The 12,209-nt window shown below is 47.0% G+C and carries 9 protein-coding genes and 1 pseudogene; 5 read left to right on the top strand and 5 right to left on the bottom strand.

What is annotated here, in order from left to right:
- Window positions 1-3 precede the first annotated feature (3 nt).
- Window positions 4-1,455, bottom strand: coding sequence for a peptide MFS transporter (locus Pcarn_RS17890; RefSeq protein ID WP_261837281.1), 1,452 nt, complete (start codon window positions 1,453-1,455; stop codon window positions 4-6).
- Between the two features lie 619 nt (window positions 1,456-2,074).
- Here Pcarn_RS17890 and Pcarn_RS17885 point away from each other — a divergent pair.
- The 5 genes from Pcarn_RS17885 (at window position 2,075) to Pcarn_RS17865 (ending at window position 7,639) form a co-directional block, all read left to right on the top strand.
- On the top strand, window positions 2,075-3,454 hold the full coding sequence (locus tag Pcarn_RS17885) for a metal-dependent hydrolase family protein (RefSeq protein WP_261837280.1): 1,380 nt from the start codon (window positions 2,075-2,077) through the stop codon (window positions 3,452-3,454).
- An 82-nt stretch (window positions 3,455-3,536) separates the two neighbouring features.
- Window positions 3,537-4,169: a DUF3299 domain-containing protein gene (locus Pcarn_RS17880; protein ID WP_261837279.1), complete on the top strand. Its 633-nt coding sequence runs from the start codon at window positions 3,537-3,539 to the stop codon at window positions 4,167-4,169.
- Between the two features lie 126 nt (window positions 4,170-4,295).
- Entirely contained in the window at window positions 4,296-5,501 is a 1,206-nt protein-coding gene (locus Pcarn_RS17875) for a paraquat-inducible protein A (protein WP_261837278.1), read from the top strand.
- A 12-nt stretch (window positions 5,502-5,513) separates the two neighbouring features.
- Window positions 5,514-7,151 carry an intermembrane transport protein PqiB gene (gene pqiB / locus Pcarn_RS17870; RefSeq protein WP_261837277.1) on the top strand — a complete coding sequence of 546 codons (1,638 nt, stop codon included), beginning with the start codon at window positions 5,514-5,516 and terminating at the stop codon, window positions 7,149-7,151.
- Complete coding sequence (locus Pcarn_RS17865; RefSeq protein ID WP_261837276.1) at window positions 7,151-7,639, top strand: PqiC family protein; 489 nt, start codon at window positions 7,151-7,153, stop codon at window positions 7,637-7,639. Before pqiB ends, Pcarn_RS17865 begins: the two co-directional genes overlap by 1 nt.
- A 77-nt stretch (window positions 7,640-7,716) precedes the next feature.
- Here Pcarn_RS17865 and Pcarn_RS17860 read toward each other — a convergent pair whose 3' ends face one another.
- The 4 genes and pseudogenes from Pcarn_RS17860 to helD form a co-directional block, all read right to left on the bottom strand.
- Window positions 7,717-8,787 carry a Gfo/Idh/MocA family protein gene (locus tag Pcarn_RS17860; RefSeq protein ID WP_261837275.1) on the bottom strand — a complete coding sequence of 357 codons (1,071 nt, stop codon included), beginning with the start codon at window positions 8,785-8,787 and terminating at the stop codon, window positions 7,717-7,719.
- A gap of 214 nt (window positions 8,788-9,001) precedes the next feature.
- Window positions 9,002-9,226 (bottom strand): annotated as a pseudogene (locus Pcarn_RS17855) (DUF3622 domain-containing protein); the annotation flags it as partial.
- 76 nt (window positions 9,227-9,302) lie between these two features.
- Window positions 9,303-10,013, bottom strand: coding sequence for an HAD family hydrolase (locus Pcarn_RS17850; protein ID WP_261837274.1), 711 nt, complete (start codon window positions 10,011-10,013; stop codon window positions 9,303-9,305).
- 48 nt (window positions 10,014-10,061) lie between these two features.
- Entirely contained in the window at window positions 10,062-12,125 is a 2,064-nt protein-coding gene (gene helD, locus Pcarn_RS17845) for a DNA helicase IV (RefSeq protein WP_261837273.1), read from the bottom strand.
- Between the last annotated feature and the right edge of the window lie 84 nt (window positions 12,126-12,209).

Here is a 12,209-nt window from a genome sequence, read left to right as displayed (position 1 = left end):
GTTTTATGCTGCTACCTTGTCACCTATCAAGCGACGCAGTGTTGGAGTTAATAACACTAAAACGATACCACCAGCCACTGCGGCTATGCCTAGACCGCTGAATACCGAAGAGTAACCAGCATCGGTCACGATAGCCGGACCCTGTCCCGGCATCATCTCGGAGAACTGAGCCGCGATGATAGATGCCACGCCAGTTACCAACATCCAAGCACCCATCATGCCGCCTTGATAGTTCTTAGGAGCAAGCTTACCCACCATGGCATAACCGATTGGAGAGATCAGAAGCTCACCGATACTCTGCAATACATAGCTGATTGCCACATAAGTGATAGAAACCATACCTGCACTGTCCGCATGCATGATGCCCAGTGGCAGAGCCAAGAAACCTGCACCGATAAAGACGAGAGACGCCGAGAACTGTAGCGGGATGTCGATGTTGTAGCCTTTGGCGCGCAGTTTATTGAACAGCGTCGCCATCAAAGGACCACCTACCACAATTACAACTGTGTTGATGTTCTGGATCCACTGAGGCGCGACTTTAAAGCCGTCAACCACCATATCTACATTGCGGTCAGCAAACAGTGATAACCCCATAGGCGCTAGCTGATACAGAGACCAGAAAATCAATGAGCCAAGCGCCAACACAAGATAAGAAACCATACGGCCTTTCTCAGCCTTGTGCTTGTGTTTCAGAGTAAGCGCTAGGATAGTCAGGAACACCAGAACTGAAATAACCACTACCAATTGGCTAGAGAATGCAGCCGAAACCAGCAAGAACTTGATTACAGGAACCAAAACAGCAATTACCAAGATGCCCAGCGCAAAGGCATTACGCCACTGTTTCTTGGTCTTGCCTACAAGCGGTGTGGTCAAATCGCCGATGTGCTTCCAGAAGATACCAGTAGCAACAACCGCGGCTAGGTTGCCCAGCGTTGCGAACATAAATAGTGATTTATAGTCCGCAAGATTTTGATAGTAACCCGCCACCGCAAAGCCAACGAAGAAACCTAGGTTCATACCCGCATAGTTATAAAGAAATGCGGTCTCACGCGTAGGATCATCCGGTTGGAAACGCTGAGTCAGCATCATATTGATACAGGTAACGTTAAGGCCACTACCGGTTAGGAAGAATGCCAAGCCCCAATACAGGCCAGGCTGTCCAAACTGCGCGATGCCGTAGCAACCGGCTACTTGTAGCGCCATACCGATAATGAACAGGTTACGGTTACTCATCAAACGACCGCCAAGAAGTCCACCAAGAAGATGCAGGCCGTAGTTGAATGCACCGAACACACCCATGATGATGGTGGCGTCAGCGTCGCTGAATCCCAGTTCCTTTGTTGCGTAAAGAACTAGGGTTGAATAAAGAACTGCAAATCCAAGGGTCGAGAACGTCTGGATTATCAGCAAGGAGAACGAGGCTTTCTGCTCGTTAGTTAGTGTTTTTATCGTCAAAGCAATGCTCCAGTTGCCAGTGATGAATCGGTCAGCTGGATTCAAAACGGACGAAGCCAGCTAATGATTCGCACACTAGAGCAATAAAAAAAGGCGATCAAGATCACGAAATTTAGCCGCTTGCGAAAAATGCAATCTATGCTTTTTTATCTAATGCATTAGTTTAATTCATGTGAACCGCTCTCATGCAAAGTAAATAAATTCATAAAAATCAATACATTAAATCAAAAATCCAAAAACTGCTCCACGATAAGCCATACTAATCCCACCATTTCACAGAGCAAATCATCATCACCTTGAGCAGATGTTATTCAGTAACTGTTTGATTTTTGATAGGCACACAGGCGCTGAATAACTTCTCAAACTTAGTTTTCACTGCCTTGTAAGCCAAGCTACTCATCAAATCCACGAATAAACCTCTCCCACTAGTGATCAGTTTTGTGTCTTTGCCGTAAGGAAACTCGCTGAGAGACACCAGTTAATAATGAGTAAGGCAGAAAAACAGGCGAACCTCTTTTGACCCCTGCCTACCCATGTACTTAACTCTTATGTAGGCTAGTTTTTACACAGCAGTAATCTGTTTGATAACAAAGAGATACTTTCAAAGGAAGGAATAAAAATGAAGAAGGTTTTTCTCCTGTCGTCACTGGCTATGATGACGTCTATGGCTTTCGCGGCAGAGGAAGCACAACTCCCGCAAACGGTATTCAAGAACGTTGATATATTCAACGGCACAGAGAATAAACTCTACGAAAATCATCACGTATTGGTCGAAGGTAACAAAATCAAAACCATCTCTGCCAAAGAGATCAGCGTTGGTGCTGATGCCACTGTTATAGATGGTACAGGTAAAACCCTCACCCCTGGCTTTATCGAAAACCACGCTCACTTGATGCTGATGGGCCCTAGCCTTCCAGCAATGGAATCTGGATCTACTTGGGAAGACTTTGCTATCCATGCAACGCGCATGGCGGAAATGTACTTGATGCAAGGCTTCACCACAGTGCGTGACGCCGGTGGTGCCAATGGCGGCTTGAGACGCGCCATCGACGCTGGGCAGATTGTTGGTCCTCGTTACTACCCATCAGGCGCCTTCTTGAGTACTCGTGGTGGCCACGCCGATTTTGCTAATTACACTGCTCCAGTCGGCCAATCCTCAAACATGAGTCGCTTGAATCTAGCTCAAGAGGTCGATAGCGTTGCAGAGGTTAAAAAATACGGACGCAACAATTTCCGTATGGGCGCGACTCAGTTGAAATATATGCAGTCTGGTGGTGTGGTTTCAGCATTCGACCCATGGCAGTTGCTGGCGGGTTCGCCAGAAGAAATCGCTGCTGCAGTGGAAGTCGCTAATAGTTACGGCAGTTATGTAATGGCGCACTCATATCGAAAAGAGGCCATCCTTGGCGCGTTGGATGCGGGCGTAATGTCTATCGAGCACGGCTTTGCCTTTGACTGTGACATTGCAGAAGTCATGAACGAAAAAGGCGCCTACATTACGACCAACCTCACCGCCTTTGACCCTGGTCTAATGGACATACCGGCAATCAAAAACGTGCCTTCAAGTTTCCGTAAAGCACAATCGGCAACTGAGACCTTCAAGAACTACATTCCAAACATGAAGAAGTGTCCAGTTAAGCGTGGTTTCCAAACAGACTGTGTGGGCTCAGTGGATGCCTGCAACATACAGATCGCTTATGAGAAGAAGCTCAACAATGACTTCTTCGGCCCTTACGAGTCGATGAAAACACTGACCTCGGTAGGCGGTGAGATTGCAACCCTGACAGGTGATTTTACTAACCCTTATCCAGAAGCAAAACTGGGGGTCATCGAAACCGGTGCCTATGCCGACATCTTGCTTCTTGACGGTAACCCATTAGAGGACTTCTCGGTGGTGGGTACTGGTGACAAATGGTTTGGCGCAGACAAACGCCCAGACAGCCCAGAGACCATCAAGCTGATCATGAAAGATGGGGTTATTTACAAGAACACCCTTTAACTAGGTAAACAGACCCACCAGTCACGAGTTGGTGGGTCTGCCTTAGTTCAGATGTTTTGAACTCGATGTAAGGACACACAGTTTGAAAAGAATTATCACCACATTAATAGCGTTATGGTCCTTTACTTGTTTTGCCAGCGAGCCTGTTACTCTGGATTGGCAGAACCTAAGGCCAGAAGTGGCTCAAACGCACATCACGCTCCCAGAGTTGTCGTATGAGCACAAGCTTAAACTGCAACGCATCTTTACCCTGATGCACTCTAGCAATCCTCGTGATGCCGAACGCATTGAAGAGATAAAGGCGGAACTAAAGAAAGAAAACGTCGATGCCGATGAGCTACTGCAACTTCGCGCTGACTATATCGCATCACAGAAGAAAGCGGCTGAGACCATCACCACTGAGTTCGATGGTACCAAGGTGCGCATCCCGGGTTTCCTCGTTCCTATCGAATTTAAAGATGCCATGGTCGCAACCGAATTTCTGTTGGTTCCTGTTGCGGGCGCTTGTATACACATGCCTCCACCACCGGCCAATCAGATCGTTCGCGTGTCTTATCCTGAAGGGTATGAGATGAGAACCGTTCAGTATCCGGTCTGGGTTGAAGGAACCATCAGCTCAGAATTAAAAACAGAGAACATCTATATCGTGGATGGTGCGAGCGATATCACAATGGGCTATGCCTTAAACGCATCAAAAGTTGTTGATTATCAATAGATAAGTCTATGTTTATAGGATGCAGGTGCGAAAACGCGCGCCTGCATTTTTCAGTTTTAATGCGCTAGTGAAAAGGACAAGGAGAGCCTCTTAACCGTGCCAGTGTTGTCTTGCCATGAATGTGGAATGGCCAGTGAAGTCTCGGAACTAAACCCAGGTGAACACGCCACCTGCCCTCGCTGTCATCATCACCTACTCAGCTCAGATACAGACCCAGTACATGGCCCAATCAGCTATGCACTGGCGAGTCTTATCGCCTTTGTGGCAAGCCTTGCATATCCCTTTATGTCATTCAGTGTTCAGGGGATCTCGCAGGAAATCAGTCTCTATCAATCCGCAGAGGTGCTCAGCACCTTCGATAACACGGCTCTCGGGTTTATCCTACTCGCGTCTGTTCTCATCCTGCCAGGTATCTATTTAGTTTGCGTACTTTATCTTTATTCTTGCATCTCTTTTGCAAGGCTTGGGAACAAGTACAAAAGTGTTCAAAAAGGGATACTTAAGAGTCTCTCGAGAATAAAGCCGTGGCTGATGGTGGATGTGTTTCTTATTGGCGTTCTGGTGAGCCTAGTTAAGATTGCCTCCTTGGCGGAGGTCTCAATGGGGATCTCCTTTTGGGCGTTTACCGTGTTTACGGTTCTGGTGGTAAAAACTATTGCCATCTCAGATCTACACTGGGTTTGGAGCCAGCTATTCCCAGTAAGCGAATCCAAACAAGCCTTAAGCGGAAGTGTATTCCAACAAAAAGAACACCTGGCGTGTCATGTATGTGGCCTTATCCACGACTACAGCGTCTACACACATCATTGTCAGCGCTGTCATGCACATCTGCTTAGATTCGAGCCAGAGAATAATCTGCAGTTGGTTTGGGCCCTCCTACTCACCTCTATCATTTTCTACGTGCCAGCAAACCTCTATCCGATGATGTACACCTCTGCTTTCGGTCACGCAGAAGGTTCTACCATCATGGGCGGTGTGATCTTGCTGTGGAATATGGGCTCTTATCCTATAGCGGCAGTGATTTTCTTCGCTAGCATCTTCATTCCGATGGCCAAGATGTTCGCCCTTGCCTACCTCTACTGGAACGCCAAGCGAGTGAGGAACATGCCTCATTCAGAATCGTACCGCTTTCTTAAGGTTTATCGCATAACCGAATTCATTGGCCGTTGGTCGATGATAGATATCTTCGTGGTCGCCATCTTGGTGGCTCTAGTTCAACTAGAAGGCCTGATGGCCATCTATCCCGGCCCTGCGGCGCTCTCATTTGCTGCTGTGGTCATATTCACCATGTTGTCAGCCATGATCTTCGACTCTCGTATGATGTGGCGCTAAAGGGAAATATACATGGAAAATTCTCAAGCAAGTATCAAGAAACGCAAAGGCCTCTCCCCAGTTTGGATAGTGCCCATACTTGCCTTCGGCATGGGTATCTGGATGCTGTTTCAATATATAAACAGCCGAGGTCCGGAAGTGACGCTCATCTTGTCTGACGCCTCTGGCATAGTCGCAGGCAAAACCGAGATTAAAGCGCGCAACGTTACCGTTGGTACTATCACTAAAGTGCGTTTGAGTGAGAACTACGACCACATTATTGCCAAGGCTCAGATAAATAAGCAGGCTGAGCGCATGTTGCGTGAAGACTCGCAGTTCTGGATCGTTGAGCCCCATATAGGCGCTAGTGGTATATCAGGCCTAGAGACCTTGCTATCTGGTTCTTATATCAGGCTCAAGCCAGGGCTTTCGAACAACCAAAAGCTTGAATTTGAGGTGCTAGATCTACCTCCAGTTGCCAGCCCTGATGCTAAAGGCATACGTGTTGTTTTAACTCATAGCGAAGCAAACAAGCTAAGCGTTGGAGAGCCTGTCCTGCACCACGGTTTTACCGTAGGTCGAGTAGAAAAAACCAGCTACGACTATGAAAACCGCCTCGCCAAGTATCAGCTGTTTATCTTTGCACCTTACGATAGCCTAGTGTTCGAGAGAACCCAGTTCTGGCTAGAGTCAGGTATCGATGTGAAGTTGAACGCAAGCGGATTTAACGTGAAAGTCGGCTCGCTAGAGACAGTACTCACTGGCGGTGTCGCCTTTGATGTTCCGGAAAACATTGAAGCAGGCACGCAGATGAAAACCAGTATGCAAGAGTTCAAGCTGTTTGAAGACTACACAGACGTGGTCGAGCATAAATACTCTGACTTCTTGCACTTCGTAATGTTGTTTGAAGAGTCAGTCAGAGGACTAAGAGCAGGTGCACCTGTAGAGTATCGAGGTGTGCGCATAGGTACGGTAGAAACCGTTCCGCTGCCCCTTCCAATCTCGGGAGATGGCACCTTAAGTAAGCGTATCCCTGTCTTAATCCGCATCGAGGTTGAACGTGTTTCAGAGGTATTGCGTCAAACCAACCTAAAGCAGTTTAAAGAAAGGCTCGAATACCAAATAGCACAAGGCCTGAGGGGCACACTTAAGACAGGGAACCTAGTCACAGGCGCCCTATTTGTTGACCTAGATTTCTATGAGGATGTCGGTGAAGGAAAAATAGAGGAATTCCTTGGCTATGAAGTCATTCCTGTTATCGCCGGTGGATTTGCCCAGATCCAACGTCAAATCAGTGAGTTTTTAGACAAGGTCAATGGCTTGCCCCTTGAGGACACTGTGAACAGCCTCAATGGCACCCTAAGAGCAGCTCAAAGCACGCTCAACTCCGCAGATAAGGTAGCTCAAGACCTTGAGGCTATTCTTGCAGACCCTGAAACAAAAGAGATCCCAGCAGAGCTTAATCAGAGCCTAGAGCAGCTGCAAACCACCCTTGCTGGATTTGATGCCAACTCACCTATGTATCAACAGCTACAAAGCGCGGTTACCGAGCTAGAGCAAGTAATGCAACAGCTAGAACCTGTGCTGAAAAAAGTAAATGAGAAGCCAAACGCCCTTGTCTTTGGCGATGATGGCAAGCCAGACCCAATTCCAACCCGAGGAGATAAATAATGAAGAAATGGATTCTAGTATTAGCGTTTCTCCTAGCCGGTTGCAGCAGTGGCGGATCTAACGAGACAAAGACCTATCTCCTACCGAGCACTGAGCCTTCAACAGAGTTGGTGTTTGATAGCGTCAGCATCAAGATGCCTAGCTATCTGCAAGGCCCTGGGATTGTATATCGTTTGTCAGAAACTGAAATCAGAGTCGCTAACCGCAACGTTTGGGCTGACAACCTGAGAGAGTTGGTGAAAGACAAAGTTGAACAGTATCAGATGCCACACACAACAGACGCACCCATGCTTGAAATCGAGTTTGAGCGCTTTAATGGCTCATATACCGGTAATGCAGAGCTGAAAGGTAGCTGGCAACTGGGCGAAAAGCATGGGGAGTTTGATATTGAAGAGCCGTTAGCTGAGGACGGGTATCCGGCTTTGGTGACAGCTCTATCTCAAGGCTTAACTAGTTTACTGGCTGATATTCAGCAACAAGCAAACTAGTTACTATTCAGCGTCACCACTAAACACAAAAGCCCCGATAATTCGGGGCTTAGTTGTCTTGGCAGTTAATGAGCCCTCTATAAAGTGATTGTTCGACCTGTCTTTGCGCTCTCGCGAGCCGCATCCAGAATCTCTACCACCAGCATATTGTTCTCAAGTGCTGACAAATCATGTGGCTGACACTCAATCTCACCTCGAATTACAGCTTTGAAATAACTGAATGGGTCATCAAGAGGTACAGGGCGTTCTGATAGCGACAAAGCCTCATTTTTATCGACACCATCTGCGTCTAAGTAATCGATGTCGATGCACTCTTTGTCGTGTGCGACAAGCTTACCCTGTGTACCAAAAAGCTCCATATCCTTGCGCGGGAACGGCCAGTTCCAAGAACCCATAATCACAGCATTGGCATTTTTGTACTTAAGGATGATCAACGACTCGTCATCCACATCTGGATAATCTTCAGGCTGAAAGTGTTGCGTTATCGCGGTCACTGAAACTGGTCGTTCGCCCTTTGTCAGCCAAGTCATTAGATTCGCACCATAGCAACCAAAGTCTGTGATGGCTCCGCCACCGTTTTGTTCAGGGTCGATTAACCAATCAAGAAATTCTTTATTTACACCTAGCTTTGCTGGGCCTTGGTGACCATCACAAATAACGGCCTTGCGCAGTTGCCCTATACTGCCCTGCGAAAGGACCGAATCGGCTTTGTGATTTGTTGGATACCAGGTCGTCTCATAGTTGGTCAGCAAATGAATATCGTGCTTCACCGCTAACTCATGCATTTTATTGGCGTGCTCCATACTCACCGCAAGAGGCTTTTCAACCATGACATGGATACCTAGGGGCGCCGCACACTCAACGACTTCCAAATGCTCATAGATGCTTCCAAATGCGGCAATAGCCTCTGGTGAGCCATGCTCCAGCATGCTATTCATATCATCAAAAACTAAAGCCATGTCGAAGCCATACTGCTCGGCATAAGACTGAGCTAAGTCCCTGTTTGGCTCTGTGATACCAACGACTTCGAACTCGCCTCTTCGCTCGCTTTCAAACAACCAGTGCACATGGGTATGGGTCAGGCCAACCACACCAAGACTGAGTTTATTACCATTCGAATCCGCTATATTTGATTTACTGCTATCCATTTGAAAATCTGCTTGTTATTCCATGATTTGACTATGGCAATGATTCTAAAGCAGTTAACTCTCACTTAACGGACCTAGTTCAAGTTCTTGAAACAATGTACTTCAACGTAGGCTACTCAGTTCTGTAGCTACAAAAAAAGGGCCTAAGCCCTTTTATAGATATTCTTATTAACGACTCACAGCAAAGCGCCTTGATGCATTACTATTCAGAACCTCGAGCGCTACGCTCCTGTGCTTTACGCTTGTTACGCTCAACCTGATTCTTCACAAAGTTTTCTAGCTCTTTCTCGCCCCAAGCTTGTGCTTCAGCTTCTGTTGCGAAGCCCATCTCACGCTTTGAGACTGTGGTTCTGCGAGCCGTTACTTGGCGAACGATCTCCGCGCACCAGCCATTGCGTTTTTCGATGGTGCGAACCGCAAACTTTTTATTTTCAGACATAAATATTTCCTCTGGGAGCCTGCGCTTAGGCTCCACTTATTTTAAGGGCGCTATTAAAGCACAGAAGCTTTGAAACTTACGCATACTTTCCAATAATTTGGAAAAGATCCTGTACTGAGCGTGCCGTATAGTCGGGTTGGCATTGCCAAGATTCTGGCTCAGAGCGACTGTAGCTCGCAGCCACTGAGATTACTTTCCTGTTATCACCGAGTGCGCTTTGTAGATTCCGAGCAAACTTAACATCCGCTTCATGGTCACCAATATACATGAGGCACTGGCTATCAGTATGGCCAAATATGGACTCTAAACATTTGATACCACCAAAGGCGTCCGGCTTTTGGTTCCCACTAGATACATCATCATAGCCGACAATAGATTTGAACGGTTTCCCAATACCGCTGTTATCTAATACACGACGTATGTTGCTTTGAGAGTTCTGTGAGCAAATACCATGGGGAAGCATAGCGAATTCGGTAATCACATCTTTGATACCATCGAATAGTATTACCTCGGTCGTATTCGTCTCTTGATGCTCGGCCCACATACTTCCAGCAAGAATCATTTCATCATGAGTCAAACCATAGTAGTCGGTGTAGAGCTCCTGCCAATTTTTGGCTCCGTGATTGGCTTCATGATACGAATCTTCATCTCTCAGATATTTAGGTAAAAAGTCTCCAGTCAAATGCGGAGCAACAATAGATAAGATAGTTTTGGTGATATCTATATTTTTAGGAACAGAGTTAACTAAGGTTCCATCGTAATCCCAAAGCACCGCATCTAATTTCATTATGACCTCTAAGTCTAAGTGGTAAAAAAGGAGCCTAAGCCCCTTTTGTTATTTCTTCTTAATCGCGTAATCGCCTTCCAGCAATTCAGTGACAAACGGAGATGGCTGATGACTATAGCTGACTATCACCTCGTTCTTTGCTCGAGTCATGGCTACATAGAACAAGCGGCGCTCTTCAGCGAATGGGTATTCTTCATTACTTGATTTAAGGGCAGCATCCAAGTGCGGCGCTCGCTCTTTCATCGGGAAGAAGTTCTCGTCTGCACCAACAATCAGAACCACATCCGCCTCTTTACCCTTGCTCGAATGGCAAGTCATATAGGTAAACTCAAGGTTTATGTATTCCTCTTGCCACAGTTCGAATTGCTCTGGCTTTTGCTTATGGGTACGACCAAGTACAAGGACCTTGAGTGGTTTCGGTGTGTTGTTAACCCTTGCCAGGCAGCGCGCCAGCTTATCTTCTGCCAGCACGGTCACGGCTTTTTGTTTCTGTTCTTTATGTGCAGTCAGATCTTTAGCAAGCTGAGCTGGGTTTTGGGTGATAAAGTCACCGGCAATCTCAGCTATCTGAGAGTTAAAGCGATAAGTAGTATCCAGCGCATGGGTAGTGGAGTATGGGAAACGGATAGCAAACTCTGTGGTTAGGTTTACATCTGAGCCAGCAAACTGATAGATAGACTGCCAGTCATCACCCACGGCAAATAGCGAACGTCTTCCTTTGTCACTTGGCTGATTCACCAAGGCTTCAAGCAGTGCCAGGCGCGCAGGAGAGATATCTTGGTATTCGTCCACCATTAAGAAACGCCAAGGCGACTTGAACTTGTTCTTGGCAACGTACTGGGTGGCCTTTTCGATCATTAGGTGGAAGTCGAGCTCATTCTGCTCTTTTAGGTATTGCTTCCATGCTTGATAAGCAGGCCAAGCCAGTTGCAATTCGCTGTTTAGGCGAGAGTATTCTGGATGGTCGATGATCTGTTGCTGAATGGCTTTCTTGGTCACATTCATGGTCATCAACTGCTCAACTTGTTGATTAAGCCAAGCCAGCAGTTTCGGGTTTTCTGACTGATTAACCAGCTCTTCATCACCGTTAAGATAAGCAATCGGCCATAGAGAGAGGTGTTTCTGCCAGCGCTTAAAGTTTGTCGCATTGACCCAATGCTCTTTTAGCCAAACACCGCACCATTGCAGCTTTTGTTTCTCTTCAGTAGCCAGAGAGCTGATCGCAGGGGCACCACCTTCCACATCAGAGATGATCTTGAGCGCCATCTGATGGAAGGTGCTGACATTCACCTTCTGAGCGGTAATGCCTATCTTGTTGGCTAAGCGCTCTGAAACCTCGTTTGCAGCGTCGCGACCAAAAGCAAGCAATGCCATCTCTTCCGCTTGGCCTTGGTGGCTTTGTAGCAGATAAGCCACGCGAGCCATCAGTACGCTAGTTTTACCCGTGCCGGCACCTGCAAGTACAAGGTTATGGTCATTGTTTAGGAGCACTGCTTTTTGCTGTGAAGTATTTAGTGGCGAGTTCTCAATCTGGGCAAACAGCACCTGCCAATTCTGCATCTCATTCTGAAGCCAGATATCGTTGCGCTCTTCTAAGAGCTCAGGGTCATCTGTCATCCAACGCTGAATATCCGCCATAGCATCAGGCATACGTTGCTCGGCCTCATCTTGGGAGATCTCCATCTCAGCTAAGTCTGAGATAACCATCTGTTGCCAAGCTAGCAGTTCAGAATAGGCAAGATACGAAGGCTGACGGCGCAGTAAGTCGAGCTTTTGTTGCCATTTCGGCAGATAGAGATTGAGCTGACGACACTGAAGTCTGTGCCATTTCTCATAATATTGAACCGCAGTGCGCGCTAAAGACTTGGCCGCTGTCCAAGGTAATCCCTGGATTTGCCATGCAGAAACCGTTTTATCTTGCTCATAGCCGTAAAAGGTCACACTACCCCATATCAAGCCACGCTTGACCGAAGTCTTGCCGCTCCACTCTGAGAATGGGATGGTGGTCTTGCTTTCACGGGCAGAAAGGATCAACTGATCACGCTCGAGTTGAACGTCGAAATATTCACTTTGAAGAAAAAACTGGGCAGCGGTTGTAGCTTGCAACTGCATAGAGGGTAACTCGTCCTTAAATAAAAATGCCCCAAAGAATTGGAGCAAAGCTAACTTGCTAAGGATTTCAGTTTACTACGATTG

The organism is Vibrio ishigakensis (genome assembly GCF_024347675.1).
Classification (GTDB): Bacteria; Pseudomonadota; Gammaproteobacteria; order Enterobacterales; family Vibrionaceae; genus Vibrio; species Vibrio ishigakensis.
The sequence above is the reverse complement of the archived record's forward strand: the minus strand, read 5'-3'. Positions and strand labels throughout refer to the sequence as shown.

Coding starts and splice junctions, on each gene's coding strand:
- pqiB (WP_261837277.1), top strand. CDS start 5,514: ATGGAAAATTCTCAAGCAAGTATCAAGAAACGCAAAGGCCTCTCCCCA.
- Pcarn_RS17875 (WP_261837278.1), top strand. CDS start 4,296: ATGGCCAGTGAAGTCTCGGAACTAAACCCAGGTGAACACGCCACCTGC.
- Pcarn_RS17865 (WP_261837276.1), top strand. CDS start 7,151: ATGAAGAAATGGATTCTAGTATTAGCGTTTCTCCTAGCCGGTTGCAGC.
- Pcarn_RS17850 (WP_261837274.1), bottom strand. CDS start 10,013: ATGAAATTAGATGCGGTGCTTTGGGATTACGATGGAACCTTAGTTAAC.
- Pcarn_RS17885 (WP_261837280.1), top strand. CDS start 2,075: ATGAAGAAGGTTTTTCTCCTGTCGTCACTGGCTATGATGACGTCTATG.
- helD (WP_261837273.1), bottom strand. CDS start 12,125: ATGCAGTTGCAAGCTACAACCGCTGCCCAGTTTTTTCTTCAAAGTGAA.
- Pcarn_RS17860 (WP_261837275.1), bottom strand. CDS start 8,787: ATGGATAGCAGTAAATCAAATATAGCGGATTCGAATGGTAATAAACTC.